This is a genomic window from Methylorubrum pseudosasae (genome assembly GCF_029504475.1).
GTDB classification, from domain to species: Bacteria; Pseudomonadota; Alphaproteobacteria; order Rhizobiales; family Beijerinckiaceae; genus Methylobacterium; species Methylobacterium extorquens.
Genome location: NZ_JAQGDU010000002.1, coordinates 4,588,128 through 4,608,718 on the forward strand (window position 1 = coordinate 4,588,128; position 20,591 = coordinate 4,608,718).

7 protein-coding genes and 1 pseudogene are annotated in these 20,591 nt (G+C 68.7%); 1 reads left to right on the top strand and 7 read right to left on the bottom strand.

Annotated features, from left to right (window positions below):
• Positions 1-333: 333 nt before the first annotated feature.
• The 6 genes from M2437_RS22745 to M2437_RS22770 form a co-directional block, all read right to left on the bottom strand.
• Positions 334-2,493, bottom strand: coding sequence for a TonB-dependent receptor (locus M2437_RS22745; protein WP_253388752.1), 2,160 nt, complete (start codon positions 2,491-2,493; stop codon positions 334-336).
• A gap of 149 nt (positions 2,494-2,642) precedes the next feature.
• On the bottom strand, positions 2,643-5,258 hold the full coding sequence (locus M2437_RS22750) for a DNA translocase FtsK (RefSeq protein ID WP_253388753.1): 2,616 nt from the start codon (positions 5,256-5,258) through the stop codon (positions 2,643-2,645).
• A 204-nt stretch (positions 5,259-5,462) separates the two neighbouring features.
• Entirely contained in the window at positions 5,463-6,725 is a 1,263-nt protein-coding gene (locus M2437_RS22755) for an outer membrane beta-barrel protein (protein WP_003603647.1), read from the bottom strand.
• A 341-nt stretch (positions 6,726-7,066) separates the two neighbouring features.
• Entirely contained in the window at positions 7,067-8,563 is a 1,497-nt protein-coding gene (locus M2437_RS22760) for an ammonium transporter (RefSeq protein WP_004447262.1), read from the bottom strand.
• Between the two features lie 132 nt (positions 8,564-8,695).
• Entirely contained in the window at positions 8,696-9,034 is a 339-nt protein-coding gene (locus tag M2437_RS22765; protein WP_004447263.1) for a P-II family nitrogen regulator, read from the bottom strand.
• 262 nt (positions 9,035-9,296) lie between these two features.
• Positions 9,297-10,160 carry an acyl-CoA thioesterase gene (locus M2437_RS22770; RefSeq protein ID WP_004447264.1) on the bottom strand — a complete coding sequence of 288 codons (864 nt, stop codon included), beginning with the start codon at positions 10,158-10,160 and terminating at the stop codon, positions 9,297-9,299.
• 360 nt (positions 10,161-10,520) lie between these two features.
• On the opposite strand from M2437_RS22770, the pseudogene M2437_RS22775 reads away from it, so the two are divergent.
• A pseudogene (locus M2437_RS22775) lies at positions 10,521-18,909 on the top strand (ExeM/NucH family extracellular endonuclease).
• A 234-nt stretch (positions 18,910-19,143) separates the two neighbouring features.
• On the opposite strand, the gene M2437_RS22780 reads toward M2437_RS22775, so the two are convergent.
• The gene (locus M2437_RS22780) at positions 19,144-20,001 is read right to left on the bottom strand and encodes a transporter (RefSeq protein WP_277570386.1); all 858 of its coding nucleotides are present in this window, start codon (positions 19,999-20,001) and stop codon (positions 19,144-19,146) included.
• Positions 20,002-20,591 lie beyond the last annotated feature (590 nt).

The window sequence follows — 20,591 nt, forward strand, 5'->3', positions numbered from 1 at the left end:
TATAGCGTACTACGCAAACGCAGCGGGCAGCATCAACCGCAGTCGCGGCGATTTCGTTACGGCATCTCTCGCCCGGGCACTAGATGGAACATATCGGTGCCGGACTTCTCTTTCATAAATTCTGGCCTGCCCCGATCGATACGCTCGGTCTACGCTATACTGAGAAAAGACGACGCATGACTGCGCGCGACCTGATGCGATCGGCCGCAGTGCCCATGCTTCAGAACGCTCAAAACGACCGGCCATCGTGAACCGGTTCCGCACCGCCCCCTTGGCGAGACCGGCACGTCGGAGGGCGTGGGTAGGGTTCGAACCAAGCGGTGCCCCGGATCGTCAGAACCGTGCCGTGAGGAACAGCCGCACATTGCGGCCCGGCAGCACGACCTCGTCCTTACGGAAGGAGGCGGCATTGCGGATCACGTCGTCGAGGAGGTTCGTGCCGCGCAGGCCGAGCGTCACCTCGCTGAGACCATGGACCGCCGGATCGAGCGGACGGCTGTAGGCGATCTCCGCCTTGAGGTCGTTGTAGCCCGGCGTCGGCGTTTCCAGCGTGCCGGTCTGCGTCTGAGCGAAGGCGTGCAGCAGGCTGAGTTGAGCGAACCAGCCGTCGGCCCGCAGGAAAACACCGCCGCCGACGCGGTGGGGCGGGATGCGCGGCACGAAGCGACCGTCGTCGAACTGGGCGCGCACGAAATCGTACTGGGCGCTGATGCCGGCAAACCCGTCACCGACCGGCACGAGGTCGATCTGGCTCGCAATCTCGGCGCCGGCGAAGGTGGCGCCGGCCTGCGAATAGGCGACCTGCCGCAGATCTCCACCGCCGATGCCGCAACTGTCGAAGGTGTCGCCGCAGGTGAAGCCAGTCAGGCGCTTGTAGACGAAGCCGGTATAGCGCGTGACGTAGCCGGTGGCGTCGAGGCGGAACGGCCCCTCCGCCCGATGGATCGCGACTTCGACGGTGCGGGCTCGCTCCGGCTTAAGGTTCGGATCGCCGATCTCGAAGGTGGCGGAGGCCTCGTGCGGACCGCGTGAGAACAGTTCGGGCGAGGTCGGGGCGCGCTCGACATAGGAGCCGGTCAGGCTGCCCACGAACCCATGGGGCAGGTCCTGGAGCGCACTGAGGCTCGCGCTTTTCGGGGCGAAGCGGCGGATACGGCGTGATTCCACCGGCTCGTCGCCGGGGCCGTCGGGCAGGAAATCGGAGGGGAACAGCGCCTGGGTGCCGGCGACGCGGTTGCCCTCGATGCGGCCCGCCGCCTGGAACCGCAGGCCGCCGCCGAGGGCCAGTTCCTCGAACAGGTAGGCGGCCTGCACCCGCGTGTCGGTCGGGCGCAACAGGCCACCTTCCGCCCCCGAGATGCGGAGCTTGCGCCGGTCGGCCTGCACGCCGAGCTGCCCGCTGAAGGTGCCGAAAGCGGTCTCGACCGGCACGTGGTCGAATTCGATCCGCCCCTCCGCCGCGCGGTTCTTGAACACCGCCTCGATCCCCTCGACGCCGTTGGCGTCGGTGCCGAACTCGTTGTGGCGGTAGTTCGAGCCGCCCGCCCAGAACCGGATCGCCGCGAACGGCCCGTCCAGCGGCCGGTACTCGCCCCGGGCCTGGAGCTTGTCCTGCACCGGATCGAGGCGGGTGCGCTGCGCCGCGGAGCTGATCCCGGGAATGCCGTAGACCGAATCGAAGTGGCTGAAGGACATCCCGACGAAGCCGCGGTCGAACAGGTAGGAGGTGCCGAAGGCGCCGCCCTGCGATTCGTTGAAGGAATTGCGTTGGATGCCGAGCGGCGTGTTGTAGTCGTCCGCCGCGCTCCGGAACGCATCGGCATGGACGGCAACGTTGCCGCTGCCGGCATCGACCGTGGCGGCGGCGTTGCGGCCATTGTCGACGGCCGAGTAGCCCGTGGTCACTCGTCCCGCGACGCCGCCGGGTGGAATGCTGGTCGGGATGCGGTTGTTCTCGACCGAGACCACGCCGCCGACGGCCTGGGAGCCGTAGCGCAGGCCCCCGGGCCCACGGATCACCTCGATGCGGTCGTTGATCAGCGGGTTGATCGGGACGGCGTGATCCTCGCCCAGATCCGACATGTCCTGCACACCGGTGCCGTTCTCGAGGATGCGGACACGGTGGTTGTCGAGGCCGCGGATGATCGGCCGCGAGGCCGAGCCCGGCGCGAAGGTGGTCGCGGACAGGCCCGGCTTGTCGAACAGCGCCTCGCCGAGCGAGGTCGGCTGCGAGCGGGCGAGTTCGGCCCCGGGGACGACGGTGACCGTCGAGAACCGGTCGGTCACCACCGGCAGGACGCCGACCGGGTCGGCCGGCTTCGGATCCGGCCCCGCCGCACCCGGACCTGCGTTCCGTGCCGGCTTGTCCGAGACGACGCTGATCTCGTCGAGGGCGACCTCTTCGGCCTGGATCGGCGACGCGATGAGGCCGGCGATGCCGATCCCGGCGAACGATCCGAACCACGGGCCAAGCCCATAGCGCTTTCTCGACATGAAACTCCAACCTCGTAATTATAGCTGATGCTATAAGTTCGAGCGTAGCCGTTGTCGAGTCGGGGCAGGCCCGGAAACGCGAAAGCGCGCCGCCCTCGAACGAGGCGACGCGCTGGATGATCAGACGATGCAGGTGGTGGGTCGGCCGGTCAGTAAGCCTGCGGTTCGGGCTCGACGAGGATCTCGCGTTTTCCGGCGTGGTTGGCCGGCCCGACGAGACCTTCGGTCTCCATCCGCTCCATCAGCGAGGCGGCACGGTTGTAGCCGATCTGCAGGCGGCGCTGGATGTAGGAGGTGGAGGCCTTCTTGTCCCGCAGCACCACGGCCACCGCCTGCTCGTAGAGGTCGCCGCCCTCCCCGCCGCCTCCGAACTGGCCGGCATCGAAGACCGGACCGTCCTCGGACGCAGGCCCCCCGGCCGGGATCTCGCCCTCCTCCGCCGTGACGGCTTCGAGGTAGGACGGCCGGCCCTGGCGCTTGAGGTGGGCGACCACGGTCTCGACTTCCGAGTCCGAGCAGAACGGCCCGTGCACGCGCGTCGTGCGCCCGCCGCCGGCCATGAACAGCATGTCGCCCTGGCCCAGCAACTGCTCCGCGCCCATCTCGCCCAGGATCGTGCGGCTGTCGATCTTGCTCGTCACCTGGAAGGAGATGCGGGTCGGGAAGTTCGCCTTGATCGTGCCGGTGATGACATCGACCGAGGGGCGCTGCGTCGCCATGATCAGGTGGATGCCGGCCGCACGCGCCATTTGCGCCAGCCGCTGGATCGCGCCCTCGATGTCCTTGCCCGCCACCATCATCAGGTCGGCCATCTCGTCGACCACGATCACGATGTAGGGCAGCGGGTTGAGGTCCATGACCTCGTCCTCGTAGACCGCCTCGCCGGTGGAACGGTCGAAGCCGGTCTGCACGGTCCGGGTCAGGGTCTCGCCGCGGGCACGGGCCTCTTCGAGGCGCGCATTGAAGCCGTCGATGTTCCGGACACCGACCTTGGACATCTTCTTGTAGCGTTCCTCCATCTCGCGCACGGCCCATTTGAGGGCGATGACCGCCTTCTTCGGATCGGTGACGACGGGCGAGAGCAGGTGCGGGATGCCGTCATAGACCGACAGTTCCAGCATCTTGGGATCGACCATGATGAGGCGGCACTCCTCCGGCTTCAGCCGGTAGAGCAGCGACAGGATCATGGTGTTGACGGCCACCGACTTGCCCGAGCCGGTGGTGCCGGCGACCAGCAGGTGCGGCATGCGGGCGAGGTCGGCGATGATCGGCTCGCCGCCGATGTTCTTGCCGAGGCACAAGGCGAGCTTCTGTTTGGTCTCGACGAAATCCTCGGAAGCGAGAAGTTCGCGCAAGAACACCGTCTCGCGCTTGGCGTTCGGCAGCTCGATGCCGATGGCGTTGCGGCCGGGGACGACGGCGACGCGGGCGGAGACGGCGGACATCGAGCGGGCGATGTCGTCGGCGAGCGCGATCACGCGGCTCGACTTGGTGCCGGGCGCCGGCTCCAGCTCGTAGAGGGTGACGACGGGGCCGGGGCGCACGGCAAGGATGTCACCGCGCACGCCGAAATCCTGCAGCGTCGCCTCCAGCATGGTGGCGTTCTGCTCCAGTGCTTCTGCCGAGACCTCGGAGCCGGGCGCCGCCTCCCGGGGACGGGCGAGAAGCTCCAGGGCGGGCAGCCGGTACTCGCCGGCTTCCGGCCGGGGTTCGGCCGGGCGCGGACGCGCCGCCGGGGCCTGCGGCAGCGGTCGGGAGACGCGGGTGGGCGGCTCGTCGGCGGTCGTCTCCGCCCCAGCGGCACTCGGCGCGGGGCGCTGGGCGACGGCACGGGCGGGCGCTTCGTCCGAATCGTCCTCCTCCGAGTCGAATTGCGGCTCGCGGCGGCCCGAGACGTCGGCGCGCTCGCGGGCCTGCGGCGCCCAGGGTGCCTCGTCCGAGTCGGCGAAGGCGCGGCGCGCAGCGAGCGCGGGCGAGGCGCCGGCATAGGCGAGCCCCTCCGCCTCGTCGGCCGGCGCCTGCCAGGATTCGAGCCGGGTGCGCAGCGAGGCGCGGCCGCGCATGACGGCTTGCGCGAGGGCGCCCAGCGACAGGATGCCGAGGCTCGGCTCGTCGGCATCGTGGCGCTCCTCGTGGGTCGAGGCACGGCCGGAACGGGGCGCCGGGCGCGCGGCGCCGTAGGGCCCCTCCTCGTCCTCCTCGAAGTCCGGCTTGGTCACGCGGCAGGCGGCGGTGAGGCTGAGGATGGCGGAGGCCGCGAACAGGAAGCCGGCGAAATGCGCCAGCGGCCCGACCAGCATCCGCGTGCCGGCGAGCAGCGCGTCGCCCGCGACGCCGCCCATGCCGGTGGGCAAGGGCCAGCGATCCGTCGGCGGCAGGGCACTCGCGACCGCACTCGCGCAGAGAACGCCGACGAACCACAGGACGATGCGCAAGCCGCCATGCGGCAGGTCGCGCTCGCGCATCAACCGCACGCCCCACAGGGCGGGAGGCAGTGCGAGCGCGATCGAACCGAGCCCGAGAAGCTGCATGGCAAGGTCTGCCACGACGGCTCCGGGACGACCGAGCACGTTGTGCGCTCGCTGGTCGGTGGCGTGGTTGAGGCTCGGGTCGTTGATCGACCACGTCGCCAGGGCGACGGTCAACGCGACCGCGCCGGTGAAGAGAATCAGGCCGCCGCACTCCGTCAGCCGCTTGGCCAGGAACGGCCTCAGGCTGTCGACGAAGGTGTCGTAGGGCGACGCGGAACGGCGAAGGGAACGCATGCGCAGACCGGTCCGGTGTCAACGATCCGGTAAGGCTAATGCGGGGCGGTTAACGCGGGGCTAAGTCTGCCTCGCAAAGCGGTGGGCCGTCGACGGCCGCGGTCCGGGGTCCGACCAGGGGCCTGCCCGAAATGCAGGAAGCCCCGGATTTCTCCGAGGCTTCCCAAAGCGAGGCGGTGTCCCGCCGGCGAACCGGCGCGGTTCTTAGAAGGTGAAGCCGGTCTCCACGAGGTAGCGCTCCTGCGAGCGCTTGGTGCCGTCGCGGCCGAAGCCGAAGCCGGGGGTCACGTCGTAGGCCTGGACGGTCGCGAACTCGCCGCGGAGGAAGTAGCGATCCCAGGTGAAGGTCGGGGTGATCGTGAACGAGAAGGCCGAGCTGCCCGGACCGTAGAGGACGCTGGTGCCGCCGCGGCCGGTGACCACGCCCCGCGTGCCCGACTGCTCGATGTATTCGAGGCGGCCGGCGAGCGCGAAGTTGTCGGTGAAGGTGTAGCCGGCCAGCAGCGTGCCGCCCCAGGTCTCCGCGCCCTCGATCGGGGAGAAGTACCCCTCCTTGCGCGCGACGTTGGTGTACTGGAAGTACGGCGAGATGATCCACGGCCCGTTGGCGTAGGTGTAGTTCACGCTGATGATGCTGCTGTTCTGCAGCGAGTTGATCGTCGCGAACTGGAAGCGCGGGCTGCGGGTCGAGGCGTCGAAATCGCTGAAATGCGTGCCGCCGTTGATGCCGATCGTGTTCGCGTCGTTGAGCTTGTAGGTGGCAAAGCCCGTCACCCAGTTCAGCTCACCCGAGTAGAAGCCGTCGGTCACCGCGAGCGCGGCCGCGAACGGGCCGTTGGCGTAGTTCACCTGGACGCCGTGGTTGATGAAGTTCTCCTGGTTGAACAGCAGACCGCGGGAGATGTTCAGGTTCTGGTAGGTGAACAGCAGCTCGGAACCGATGTTGGTGAACATCCGACCGGCCTGGATCGACCACTCGTCGTTGATCTGCCACTTGCCGAAGGCCACCGGGATCGGGCCGAACAGCGATTCGGTCTGCTCGAACGCGGAGTAGAGCGGCAGGCCGAGCGCCGGGATCGAGTACAGGCCGGCATGGACGTAGAACTGCAGCGGGCCGTCGGCCTTCTGGATCCAGCCCTGGAGGTTCGAGAAGTCGACGCGGCCGAAGCGGTCCTGCTCAGCGCTGGGCGAGAGGATGCCGAAGGCGTTGGTCTGGGTGTAGGCGAAGCCGGTGACCGCGCCGCCGACATAGATGTCGCCCAGTCCCGTCACGATGCAGGCCGGGTTCGGGTTCGCCTTGATGAGACCGCCGAAGGTCGGGGTGGAGATCGCAGCCTTACAATGCTCCTCGACGATGACGGGCGCCGACTTGGCGGCGGGCATATCTGCGGCGAGGACTGGCAACGCGTTGATGCTCAGGGTGGAAAGCACCGCGGTCGCGGCCAGAAGCTTTGTTTTAATTGTCATTGTAGTCAGCCCCACATTCGATACGGCCAAGGTGCCGAACTCGCCGCCGCGCCGCAAAATGAAGTTTTGCGCAAGTGCCTATTTTTTGGGCGTTTTTGACCTATATCAACCTGAGGGCGGAGAATGTTGCACTAAGGCAACATCTTTTGAGGCGCACAAAACTGCACAATCGCCTCAAAACTGGGTGCGATCTTTACGTTTTGTTGACTAAGCCGGCCGCCAAGCCCCGGATCAACAAGGTGGAAGACGGCCCGGCATCACCCACACGGCACAAAAAAGGCCCCGGCGAATCACCGCCGAGGCCCTGGTTCAGGATGCCTGCCGAGACGGCAGGCCCTCACTCAGTAGTTGTAGGCGCGCTCGCCGTGGTCGGCGATGTCGAGGCCCTCGCGCTCTTCTTCCTGCGTCACGCGCAGGCCGATCGTCAGATCGACGAGCTTGTAGAGGATCGCCGAGCCGATGCCGGACCACAGGATGGTGAAGCCCACCGCCTTCGCCTGGATGATGACCTGGGCGGCCATGTCGTAGGCACCGACGGTCAGCTCACCGGGCTTGGTGGTGTAGTCGGGGATGCCGGCGCCGCCGAGATCGGGCGAGACCAGGATACCCGTGGCGATGGCACCGAGGATGCCGCCGATGCAGTGCACGCCGAACACGTCGAGGGAGTCGTCGTAGCCCAGCGCGTTCTTCACGGTGGAGCACATCACGAAGCAGATCGCGCCGGCGGCGAGACCCAGAACGATCGAGCCCATCGGGCCGGCAAAGCCGGCGGCCGGGGTGACGGCGACGAGGCCGGCAATGGCGCCCGAGAGCATGCCGAGGAGCGACGGCTTACCCTTGGCGGCCCATTCCACGAACAGCCAGGAGACGGCGGCAGCGGCGGTGGCGACGAAGGTGTTGATCATCGCCAGACCCGCGGCGCCGTTGGCTTCGAGGTTCGAGCCGGCGTTGAAGCCGAACCAGCCGACCCAGAGCAGCGAGGCGCCGATCGTGGTCATGGTCAGCGAGTGCGGAGCCAGCAGGTCGCGGCCGTAGCCGATGCGCTTGCCGAGCATCAGGCAGCCGACGAGGCCGGCGATGCCTGCGTTGATGTGCACGACGGTGCCGCCGGCGAAGTCGAGGGCGCCCCACTTGAAGAGCATGCCGGCATCGCCCAGCACCGCGTCGTACTCGGCCTTGGCCGCGGCATTGGCCTCGCCACCGGCGGCGGCGAGCTTGCGGGCCGCGTCGGCGAAGACGTCCGGACCGCCCCAGTACCAAACCATGTGGGCCATCGGGAAGTAGATCAGCGTGACCCAGAGGATCGTGAACACGACCAGCGCCGAGAACTTCATCCGCTCGGCGAAGGCGCCGACGATGAGGCCGGGGGTGATCATCGCGAACGTCATCTGGAAGCAGATGTAGACGTATTCGGGGATCACGACGCCGTTGGAGAAGGTGGCCGCCACCGAGTTGGCGTCGACGCCCTTGAGGAAGGCCTTCGAGAAGCCGCCGACGAAGTCGTTGAGGCCGCCGCCATTGGTGAAGGCGAGGCTGTAGCCGTAGGTCACCCAGAGCAGGCAGACGATCGAGGCGATCGCGAAGATCTGGGTCAGCACCGAGAGCATGTTCTTGGTGCGCACGAGGCCGCCGTAGAACAGGGCGAGGCCGGGCACGGTCATCAGCAGGACGAGGATCGCCGAGAGCAGCATCCACGCCGTGTCGCCCTTGTTGGGCACCGGTGCGGCCGCGGTGACGGCGGGCTCGACCGCCGGCGCCTGCGCGAGCGACGGCTCGACGAAGAGGAGGCCAAGGGCGGCTCCTCCCAGTCCGAGCGCGAGAAGATTACGAAGTTTCATGGACAAGAAGCTCCAGATCGCAGTGCGTCGAGCGCTGAGGAGAATAGGTGGGCGGCGCGGCCGGGCGCGTTCCGCCGGAACGGGTGAAGAGCTGTCAGGGCATCGAAGAGGAAAGCGATGCGGGACAGAGTGTCAGAGCGCGTCCGCGTCGGTCTCACCGGTCCGGATGCGAACCGCCTTCTCCAGCGGCATCACGAAGATCTTGCCGTCGCCGATCTGGCCGGTGCGGGCGGCACCCGCAATCGCGTCGATCACGCTCGTCACGAGGTCGGCGGCGACCGCAACCTCGATCTTGAGCTTGGGCAGGAAGCTCACGGCATACTCGGCACCGCGGTAGATCTCGGTGTGACCCTTCTGCCGGCCGTAGCCCTTGACCTCGGTCACGGTCAGGCCGTGCACGCCGATGCCGGTCAGAGCGTCGCGAACCTCCTCCAACTTAAACGGCTTGATGATCGCCATCACGATTTTCATGGGCGGCGCCCCCTTTGTCCTGTCGTCTCACCGCCGGCCGCGCACCGGCCGAGACCCAGCGGTTCCGCGGGGATCGGAATGACCCCGCAGCCGGGCGCCCTCATTCAAGGACCGTGCCAAGCGGAACCATTTCCACTTTCGCAGCGCTGCCCAGAACGTGAGCGAGCCGTGGCGCCCCATCGCGCAGCGTGGCCGCAGATAATGCACAAAATATCGGCATAAAGTACTTTTGAGCGGCAGAATGCGCGCGAACCGGCTCGCTTCAGCTGCGCCGGGAGCGGATCAGCCCTTCCTGTGCAACGGAGGCGACGAGCCGCCCTTCCTCGTCGTGGAACGTGCCGCGGGCAAAGCCCAGAGCCCCGGACGCGCTCGGGCTATCCTGCGAATAGAGCAGCCAGGAATCGGCCCGGAACGGGCGGTGGAACCACAGGGCGTGGTCGAGACTCGCCGACTGGATCTCGGGGTCGAACACCGTGCGGCCGTGCGGGATCAGCGTGGAATCGAGCAGCGTCATGTCCGAGGCGTAGGCTAGCACCGCCCGGTGCACCGCCGGATCGTCCGGCAGCGGCTTCGTCGCGCGCATCCAGACATGGTAGCGCGCGGGCCTCGGGCTGCGGTCGCGATAGCGCTCGGTCTCGACCGGCCGCAGCTCGATCGGCCAGGCCTGGGTGAAGTAGGCGAGCATCGGCTCGGGCACGATGCTGCCGCCGTCCCGGACGAGAGTCCGCGCATCCGCCAGCGCGCCCGGTCCCGGCACATCGGGAAGACCGGCGGCGTGATCGACGCCCTCCTCCGTGACGTGGAACGAGACCGACATGGCGAAGATCGCCCGGCCCTTCTGGATCGCCTTGACCCGGCGGGTGGTGAAGCTGCCGCCGTCGCGGATGCGCTCGACCTCGTAGACGATCGGCACCGCCGGATCGCCGCCGAGGAGGAAATAGGCGTGCAGGGAATGGGGCGGGCGGGGCGCCTCGACCGTGCGGGAGGCGGCCACCAGCGCCTGCGCCACGACCTGCCCCCCGAACACCCGCGGCCATCCGATTCGCGGGCTGATCCCGCGGAACAGATCGGTCTCCAGACGCTCCAGATCGAGGATCGCGAGGAGCGCATCGACGGGATCGGGCATGGCGGCTTCGCTGCGGCTTTCGAACGAGGAGGGGCGGACGGCCTGACCCGCGCGGCGGCACCGCGGAGGCCCGAAGGCACCGTCCGCACGGGGTGGAGAGTGATGAGGCGGGCGGCGCGGGTTGTGAAGGCCTGTCCGGTGCCGGCGTGCCGCCGATTGTCCCGAAAGCTTCACAGGACTGTTGTGGAGCGGCGCTAGCGAGGGGCCGGGGCGGAAACGAGCCGAAACCGTGCCTCCGGACCGTGATCGTCCTTCGCGGGGCGGTCGGGATCGGCGTGCGGATTCGGCCCCGGGCGAACCCCTTTGCTTCGCAGCACGCGGCAGCCGCGACAGGACTGCTCTGCCGCCCGGAGACGTACCATGGCCACGAGCCTTGCCGCCGGTGACATCGCCATCGTCGGGTACGATGCGGACAACCCCGACGATTTCGCTTTCGTCGTCCTGCGGGACATCGAGGCCGGCACAGCCATCAGCTTCACGGATAACGGCTGGAGTTCGAGCGGCAACGCGCTTCGCACCAGCGAGGGCACCTACACCTACACGGCGCCGACGGCCCTTGCGGCCGGCACCGTGATCCACCCGACATCCGACAGCAGCGCGGGCGGCTCCGACAGCCCCATCTACACGTCGGCCATCGCCCCGAACTTTTCGTTCAGCACCGACGGCGACCAGATCCTGGCCTATCAGGGCACCGCCGCGAGCCCGACCTTCCTGTACGCGATCAACTTTGCCGACGGAGCAACCGGCTTCGCGGCCAACGGCACGAACGCCAACACCTCGGCACTGCCGCCGGGCCTCGTCCTCGGGCAGACCGCCGTCGCGCTGGGCGCCGACAATGGCCGCTACGCCGGCACCCTCTCGGGCACCCGCGACGGGCTCCTGACCGCGATCGGCGCCGCCGGGTCCTGGTCCCAGAGCGACACCGTCCGCATCGGCGCCCCCGGCTACAGCGCCTTCACGGTCACCGCCGCCCCGACCATCCCGGCCCTGTCGATCGACGACGTCCAAGTGGCCGAGGGCGATACCGGCACCCGGCAGCTGACCTTCACGGTCTCCCTGACGGCGCCGGCCCCGTCGGGCGGCGTCAGCTTCGACATCGCGACCGCCGACGGCGGCGCCACCGCCGGCAGCGACTACGTCGCCCGGACCCTTACCGGCCAGTCCATCGCGGCCGGCCAGACCGCCACGACCTTCACGGTGGACATCCTCGGCGACACGGTGATCGAGCCCACCGAGACTTTCACGGTCACGGTCTTGAACGTCCGGGGCGCCACGGTGGCCGACGGCCAAGGCGCCGGCACCCTCATCAACGACGATACCGGCCCGCGCATCGGCGGCACCGCGATCTTCGAGGCGGCCCCGTCGCTCCAGGACGTCTCCGGTGCCACAGCCACGGCGCCCCCGGTGCCAACGAATGCGCTTCAACTGGTGCGGCTCGGCGCCTACGCCGCCACCAACGACCCGGCGACATCGGCCGCCCCCAACGCGGAGGTGGTGGCCTACGATTCCAGCACCGGCCGCCTCTACATTCAGAACACCGCCGAGAACCGCATCGAGATCGCCTCGCTCGACGCCACCGGCGCCTTGAGCAAGGCCGGCGAGATCCTGCTGTCCGGTCTCGAGCAGTACGGTGCGGTGAACTCGGTCGCGGCCTTCAACGGCCTCGTGGCGGTCGCCTACGCCAACGCGGCTGGCGACGCGCCGGGCCGGGTCGCCCTGTTCGATGCCAACGGGACGCTGCTGCGCTCGCTGACCGTCGGCGTCGGCCCGGACCAGATCGTGTTCACGCGCGACGGCAGCCGGATCCTCGTCGCCAACGAGGGCGAGCAGGCGAGCGCGACCAGCAACCCGGTCGGCGGCGTCTCGATCATCGACGTCTCGGGCGGTGCGGCCAACGCCGCCGTCACGGCGACCGTCGGCTTCGAAGGGCTCGACGGCAGCGAGGCAACCCTTCGCGCCCGCGGCCTCGCCATCAAGCCGGGCACCGGCGCGGCGGCCGACATTGAGCCCGAATACATCGCGATCTCGCCCGACGACCGCTTCGCCTACGTCACCCTGCAGGAGGTGAACGGCGTCGCGATCATCGATCTGACCAATCCCGGCACGGCTCCCATCGCGATCCAACCGCTCGGGTCGGTGAACCATTCGCTGGCCGGAAACGAGTTCGACGCCTCCGACCGCGACGGGCCCGCCAACTCGCAAGGCGTCGGCACGCCCTTGATCCGCATCGCGGCGACGCCCGCCAACGCCCCGATCTACGGCCTGCTTCAGCCGGACGCGGTGGCGAGCTTCTCGACGGGCGGCGCCACCTACTTCGTCACGGCCAACGAGGGCGACCAGCGCGTCATCGGCGGCGGCGACGACACGGGCGATGTCGCCCGGCTCAGCAGCATCGCCAACAGCCGCCTGACCCCGGAGCTTCAGGCGCTGAAGGCCGACCCGGCCTATGCCCGCCTCAACGTCCTGCTGCGCACGGGCGACACCGACGGCGACGGCGTGATCGACCAGCTCCACACGCTGGGCGGGCGCGGCATCTCGATCTTCCGCCAGAACCTCGACGGCACGATCACCAAGGTGCGCGAGACCGGCGGCGAGTTCGAGAAAATCTTCGCGCAGATCGCGCCGGAGCGGTTCAACAACGACCAGGTCGCCGGCAACACGCCGGACGACCGTTCGGACAACAAGGGTCCCGAGCCCGAAGGCATCACGATCGGGACGGTCAACGGGCGGATCTACGCCTTCGTCGGCCTGGAGCGGCAGAGCGGCGTCATCGTCTACGACGTGACCGACCCGGCCAACGCGGCCTACGTCTCCTACGTCTCGCCCCAGCCCGGCGCGACCACCGATCTCGGCCCGGAGGTGCTGACCTTCATCGCCGCCGACCGCAACCCGACGGGCACGCCCCTTCTCGTCAGTGCCAACGAGGTCGCCAACGGCGGCGCGGTCGTCTACGCGGCCCTGCCCCAGGGCTTCACCCAGGAGGTCGCATTTTCCGCGAACTCGCTCGCCGTGAGCCGGGCGGAGGGCGACATGGGCGAGACCGTGTTCACCTTCACGGTCGAGCGCAGCAACGGCACGCTGGGCGCCGTCACCTTTACCGCCGAGATCACCGGCAGCGGCGCGAACGCGGCCGACGGGGGCGACTTCGCCGGTGCCCCGGCCCTGCCGCTGACGGTGACGGGCACGATCGCCGCCGGCGCCGCCTCCGCGCAGGTCAGCGTCCGCGTCCAGGCGGATGCCGTGCCGGAGGCGGACGAGACCTTCGCCCTGACCCTGCGCAGCGCCAGTTCGAACCAGCCCGGCATCGCGGCGGCCGTGCGCCCGGCGGCGGGCGCCGCGACGGGCACGATCGTCAACGACGCGAGCCTGATCTCGGCGGTGCAGGGAGCCGGCGCGGCGAGCCCGATGGTCGGCCGGACCGTCACGGTCGAGGCGATCGTCGTCGGCGACTTCCAGAACGGCGACGCCGACACCAAGCGCAACCTCGGCGGCTTCTCCCTGCAGGAAGAGGCGGCCGACCAGGACGGCAACCCGCTGACCTCGGAGGGCGTCTTCGTCTTCGAGGGCACTGGCAACCGCCTCGTCGATGTCAACGAGGGTGACCGGGTGCGCGTCACCGGCACCGTGACCGAGTTCAATGGCGAGACCCAGATCGCGGTCTCGAACGCCGCGGCGATCCAAGTGGTCCGCGCCGGTGCGCTGACGCCGGCCGAGGTCAAGGCCACGGCGGTCACCGTCGAGCTGCCGGCGGCGGGGGTGATCGGCACCGGCACCACCGCGCAGCCCGACCTCGAGCGCTACGAGGGCATGTTGGTCCGCTTCGCCCAGACCCTCTCGATCACCGAGCAGTTCAACCTCGACCGCTTCAACGAGATCCGCCTCGCCGCCGGCGGCCGGACCGAGACCTTCACCAACGCATTCGAGCCGAACGCGACCGCTTACGCCGCCTATCTCGCTCAGACGGCGGCGCGCTCGATCACCTACGACGACGGCCTCAACACCCAGAACCAGCCGGTCGAAAATCTGGACGGCTTCGGCCCGGTCTACGCCAACGCGACGGCGCCGCGCATGGGCGATACCGTGACCGGGCTCACCGGCACCCTCGGCTTCGGCCCGGCCGGCGCCTACCGGGTGCGGGCCATCGACGACGGCGACAACCGCTTCGTCACGGCCAATCCCCACCCCGCCGAGCCCGACCCCGTCGGCGGCACGCTCAAGGTCGGTAGCCTCAACGTCCTGAACTACTTCACCACCCTCGACACCGGTTCGGCCGCCCGCACCGCGATCGGTCTCGAGCCGCGCGGCGCGAACTCGCCGGAAGAACTCGCCCGGCAGACGGAAAAGCTCGTCACGACCCTGATCGGCACCGGAGCGGACGTGCTCGGCCTGACCGAGATCGAGAACCAGTTCCGCCCAAGCGACCCCGGCAACGCGCTGGAATACCTCGTCGGCCAGCTCAACCTGCGCGCGGGCGCCGGCACCTACGCCTCCATCAATCCGGGCGCGCAGCTCGACCAAGGCCAGTTCCTCGGCGGCGACGCGATCGCGGTCGGCTTCATCTACAAGCCGAACAAGGTCAGCGTGGCGATGAACACCACGATCGAGCGGCTCGACGATACGGACGTGGCGGCTTTCAACCCGGCCCTGCTGGAGCAGAGCACCCTCGGGCACCTCTTCAACGGCGCGAATACCAGCCGTGCCGCGCTCGCGGTCACCTTCAACGAGATCGCCACCGGCGAAGACTTCACCGCAATCATCAACCACTTCAAGTCGAAGGGCGGCACCGGGACCGGCGCGGATGCCGACCAGGGCGACGGCCAGGGCGCCTGGCAGCAGCAGCGCGAACTCGCGGCCACGGCTTTGGCCCAATGGGCCTCGATGCGGCCGACGGGCACAGGGGACAGCGACACGCTCCTGCTCGGCGACTTCAACGCCTACCTCAAGGAGGACGCGCTCGACATCCTCAAGGCGGCCGGGTTCACCAACCTCGCCGAGGACCGTCTCGCCAACCCGTATTCCTACGTCTTCGATGGGGCCTACGGCGCGCTCGACCATGCCCTGGCCAGCGCGAGCCTGAACCAGCAGGTCACCGGCGTCACCGAGTGGCACATCAACGCCGACGAGGCGGACGCGATCGACTACAACCTCGATTTCGGCCGCTCGCCCAGCTCCTTCGACGGCCGTTCGCCCGCGCGGGAATCCGACCACGATCCCGTCCTCGTCGGCCTGCGCCTCGACCAGGCCGCGCCGGTCCTCGTCGCCTCGACGCCCGCCGACGACGCCGCGCGGGTGGCCGTGAACGCCGACATCGTCCTGCGCTTCAGCGAGGCGGTCCGGGCCGGCACCGGCAGCATCACCCTCACCGACGGCGCCGGCGACCTGCGCACCATCGCGGTCTCGGACGCCGCGCAGGTCGCGATTGCGGGCGACACCGTGACGATCAACCCGAGCGCCGATCTGCGGCCTGGGACCGCCTACGACGTGATCGTGCCGGCCGGCGCCTTCACGGACGCGGCCGGCAACGCCTCCGCCGCCCTCCCCCAGAACCGCCTCGACTTCACCACTGAGCAGGCCAAACCGATGACCTACACGCTCCAGATCCTGCACGCCTCGGACTGGGAGGGCGGGCTGCTCGCGACCCAGCGCGCGGCGAACTTCGCGGCCATCGTCGATCGGCTCGAGGATACGACGCCGAACTCGATCACGCTCTCGACCGGTGATGCCTGGATCCCGAGCCCGTTCTATATCGCGGGGGCCGACCCGCAGATGGCGGCGACCTATAACGGCGTCTACAACCAGTTCTACGGGCTCTCCGGCGCCGGCGCCTACGGCCGGCTCGCGGCCTCCCCCGGCCGGGCCGACATCACCATCCAGAACATCGTCGGCGTCCAGGCCGCGGTGTTCGGCAATCACGAGTTCGATGGCGGACCGACGGAGGTCGCCAACATCATCGGCGCCAATCTCGGCGCCGCGGCGGGCGCCGCCGACGACAGCTGGGTCGGCGCGCTCTTCCCCTACCTATCGGTGAACCTGAACTTCTCCCGCGAGGCCGCCCTGTCCGGCCTTGTGCACCGCGACGGCGACGGCGCGACCTTCGCCCAGACCGGCCCGACCTCGACCCAGACCGGCACCGGCGCGTACAAGATCGCCCGCTCGACGATCCTCGTCGAGAACGGCGAGAAGATCGCCGTCATCGGCGCGACGACGCAGATCAACCCCACTGATCAGCACACTCGGCAACGTCACGGTCGATGGGTTCACCGGCCGCGACGAGATCGCGCTGCTGGCGAGCCAGATCAACGCCGAGGTCGACCGGGTGCTCGCGGCCAATCCCGGCCTCAACAAGGTGATCGTCGGCACGCACCTGCAGCAGCTTGCCAACGAGCAGGCGCTGGCCCCGCTCCTGCGCAACGTCGACGTGCTGATCGGCGGCGGCTCCCACACCCTGCTCGCCGATGCCGACGACCGGCTGCTGCCCGGCGACCGGGCGGGCGGCGGCTACCCGCAATTCTTCACCAACGCCAGCGGCCAGACCCTGGCCCTGGTGAACACCGCCTCCGAATACTCCTATGTCGGCCGCCTCAACGTCACCTTCGACGACCAGGGCCACGTCATCCGCGACTCGATCAACTCGGCCAACTCCGGCGCCGTCGCGGTGGACGACACTACGGTGACGCAGCTCTACGGCTCGACCGCCGCCGCCTTCACGCCCGGCTCCAAGGGCTTCCTCGTGCAGCAGGTGATCGAGGGCCTGGACGTCAACAACGACGGTATCCAGGAGACCGCGGGCATCGCCGACATCATCCGCCAGCAGGACGGCAACATCCTCGGCCGCTCCAGCGTGTACCTGGAAGGCCGTCGCGGCGAGGTCCGCACGGAAGAGACCAACCTCGGCAACCTCACGGCGGATGCCAACCTCTGGTACGCCAAGCAGTTCGATGGGGCGGTCGCGGTCTCGATCAAGAACGGCGGCGGCATCCGCGACTCGATCGGCTCGTTCTCGACGACCGGCGGCAGCACGGCGGAGCTTCCCCCGGCCGCCAACCCGGCGGCGGGCAAGGCGGCGGGCGACATCTCGCAGCTCGACGTCACCAACTCGCTGCGCTTCAACAACGCGCTCTCCATGGTCACGGTCACCGCCTCCGAGCTGGAGCGGGTGCTCGAGCACGCCGTCTCCTCGGCCGCTCCGGGTGCGACGCCCGGCGCGTTCCCCCAGATCGGCGGGATCAGCTTCTCGTTCGACGCGACCCGGCAGGCCCAGACCCTGGACGTGAACGGCACCGTCACCCGCGAGGGGCAGCGGATCCTTTCGGCGGCGATCGTCGACGCCGACGGCTTTCTCATCGACACCCTGGTGCAGGACGGCCAGCTCGTCGGCGATGCGAACCGGAGCATCCGCGCCGTGACCCTCGACTTCCTGACCACGGGCACGAGCACGGCCCCGGGGCTCGGCGGCGACAACTACCCCTTCCCGGCCTATGGCGAGAACCGGGTGGCGCTGAGCAGCGCCGCGCCGGCCTCGCTGCCCAACGCCGCGACCTTCGCAGCCCAGGGCAGCGAGCAGGATGCGCTCGCCGAGTACCTCAAGGCGTTCCACAGCGTGACGCCCTTCGCGCAGTCTGACACGGCGCCGGCGGCCGACGCGCGGATCCAGAACCTCGCCGCCCGCTCCGACAGCGTACTCGCCCGCGGCGTCAGCCGGACGGGAGCCGAGGGTCACGACGTGCTGCAGGGAACGCCCTTCGCCGACCGCCTCTTCGGCGGCGCGGGCGACGACATCATCGTCAACAGCGCGGGCAACGACTTTCTGTCGGGCGGGCGCGGCAACGACACGCTGGTGTTCAACACGAGCTTCGCGTCGGTCACCGTCACGGAGGCCGGCAGCCTCACTTCCATCACCGGACCGGATGGCCGCGACCTCGTCAGCGGCTTCGAGCGCTACCTGATCTCCGACGCCACGATCGTGGTGAACGACGACCAGCCGCTCGTGGACGACCTGTTCTACCTGTCCCGCAACAAGGACGTGTTCCAGGCCGGCCAGGACGCCGACGCGCACTACGCCCAATACGGTGCCCGCGAGGGCCGCGACCCGAATCCCTTCTTCTCGACCAAGGGCTATCTCGCGGCCAATCCCGAGGTGAGAGCCTCCGGGGCGAACCCGCTCGACCAGTACGAGCAGGCCGGCTGGAAGGAAGGCCGCGATCCGGGCGTGCGCTTCGACAACGAGTTCTATCTCGCGGCCAATCCAGACGTGAAGGCCGCCGGCCTGAACCCGCTCGCGCACTACCTTGCCAATGGCCAGGCCGAGGGCCGCGCGATCCACGACGCCGTCGGACGCAGCGGGGACATCCGCGGCGGCTTCGACGCGGAGTACTATCTGCTCGCCCATGCCGATGTCGCGCAGGCGGCCGGGACTACGGACACCTTCGCCTTCGCTGCCCGCCACTTCGAGCAGTACGGCTGGCAGGAGGGCCGCAACCCGAACGCGGTGTTCGACACCAAGGGCTATCTGGCCGCCTACGGCGACGTGAAGGCGGCGGGCCTCAACCCGCTGACCCATTACGACCAGTACGGCTGGAAAGAGGGCCGCGATCCCTCGGCCAGCTTCGACTCCTCGACCTACCTCTCGACCTATACCGATGTGGCGGCGGCCATGATCGACCCGATGCAGCACTTCCTGCAAGACGGGCTCTACGAGGGCCGCTCCACCTTCGCGGACGGCACTTTCGGCGGCGGCACCCTCGGCTGAGGCCAACCCGTCCCATCCCGGTCGGACCGCGCCCCCGGCGCGGCCCGGAGGCCGTATCCGCCAAGCCCAGGCGGCACTTGAGCGAAGGCCCAATCGGCGCACTGCGCCGAGCGGCCTCACCGAACCTGTGGCGGTTCGGCGAAGGGACGCCGAGACCGCCCTGGCATCCAACCCGCGCCGGCGGGGCCGCGTTCGCGCGCCCGTCGACGGCACGCGCATCACCGCGGCGCTTCGCTATAGTCCCTGCTGGCGGGTCACGAGCGTGCGGTTGGGCGCGACCTCGCCCTTGTCCTGCCAGATCGGCACGATCAGCCGCGCCCAGCCCCGCGTCTCCTGGCCACCGTAATGGCGCTCCACGACGTCGCGGGTGATGTAAGCCTGAACGTTGACCGGACCGAAATTGTAGCCGACCAGCCCGCCGACCGCGAGTTGGCTCTGGCGCCGGTAGCCCGCCACGTTGCCGACCGGCAGATCGGCCGACGCATAGGCCACGGGACCGAATTCGAACTTACCGAATCGCTTCGTCGCGGTGAGATCGATGTTGAGATAGTCGGGAAAGGCCCGCGTGCCGTTCAGGGCACGGTCGGTGAGGAAGTGACCGTAGAGCAGGTTCGCGGTCAGATTGTAGCCGTTCCCGGTATAGCTCACGGCGAACCGGTGCGAGAGCGAGCCCTCCTGAGGGCCGAAGCGGGTGGAATTCGGGACATAGCCGCCCAGGAAATAGCTGACGCCGACATCGTTGCCGAGGTTCCAGGCGAGCTGCGTCGCGTACAGGCTCTGGCCCAGGCCGGTGGACGAGGGAGCCCCCCGCGCACTCGCCGAGACGGCGGAGCGGTTGAAGACGATGAATTGCAGCCGCGCGCCGAGAACGGACCACGGGGTCGACAGGGCGAAGGTCGCCGTGTTGACGTTAAGATCCGACGAAGCCGGGAACGTGGGCCGGACGCCGTAATTCGGCACGGCGACGAAGTACAGACCGACGGGTATCTGTGCACCCGCGGGAATGCCGATCGATCCGCCGGGCTGCGCGGCCGACCCCGCGCCGGCCGGCGTTGCCAGCACTATGCCGGCCGCGGCCAAGGCCAAGCTCAACCGACCGGCCGCTCTTCTCGATGCAGTAGCCACCCTTACCCCCCCCGTTTTAGCATAATATTCCTATGACGGGCACGCACGCTCCCCGGCGTCGATGCAGTCATGTGTTCAGAAGTCTTCGCTGGCCTTCGACTTGGTTCGACGTCCCTGCCGATGCCAAGACTGATCGAATTCGATCAAGACTGGTAGCAAATGCCGCCGATAATCGGGTGTTGACCGATGATCAGCGCAACATTGCTGAAGAATAATACTACTAAAAGCTGCGTAGACGCCAGTACCGCCGATTACATTTGCTTTTATTTGCAAACCACCAGAACAAGTACTGCCATGACGCGCCGTGCAACCTGAAAATGGCCACCGCGGGCGCAGCGCTCAGTCCATGAGCCGGGCGCATGACAGGTCGGAACAAGTTTCAATCACCGGGCCGGCGCGGCCATGCGATATTGCATTGCAACATGAGCAGGCCGTGAGGTGGTGTCGTGGCAATCGTGACGGAAATCAGAAGCTGGCATCGTGCACCGCGGGACAGGGGTGTCTCGGACGTTCGCGCGAGGCTCACGCGGACGCTGGCGACGGCGCTCCGGCGGATG

Excerpts from the sequence above, each read along its gene's own strand:
- M2437_RS22745 (WP_253388752.1), bottom strand. The coding sequence starts at position 2,493 with ATGTCGAGAAAGCGCTATGGGCTTGGCCCGTGGTTCGGATCGTTCGCC.
- M2437_RS22760 (WP_004447262.1), bottom strand. The coding sequence starts at position 8,563 with ATGAAACTTCGTAATCTTCTCGCGCTCGGACTGGGAGGAGCCGCCCTT.
- M2437_RS22750 (WP_253388753.1), bottom strand. The coding sequence starts at position 5,258 with ATGCGTTCCCTTCGCCGTTCCGCGTCGCCCTACGACACCTTCGTCGAC.
- M2437_RS22770 (WP_004447264.1), bottom strand. The coding sequence starts at position 10,160 with ATGCCCGATCCCGTCGATGCGCTCCTCGCGATCCTCGATCTGGAGCGT.
- M2437_RS22755 (WP_003603647.1), bottom strand. The coding sequence starts at position 6,725 with ATGACAATTAAAACAAAGCTTCTGGCCGCGACCGCGGTGCTTTCCACC.
- M2437_RS22765 (WP_004447263.1), bottom strand. The coding sequence starts at position 9,034 with ATGAAAATCGTGATGGCGATCATCAAGCCGTTTAAGTTGGAGGAGGTT.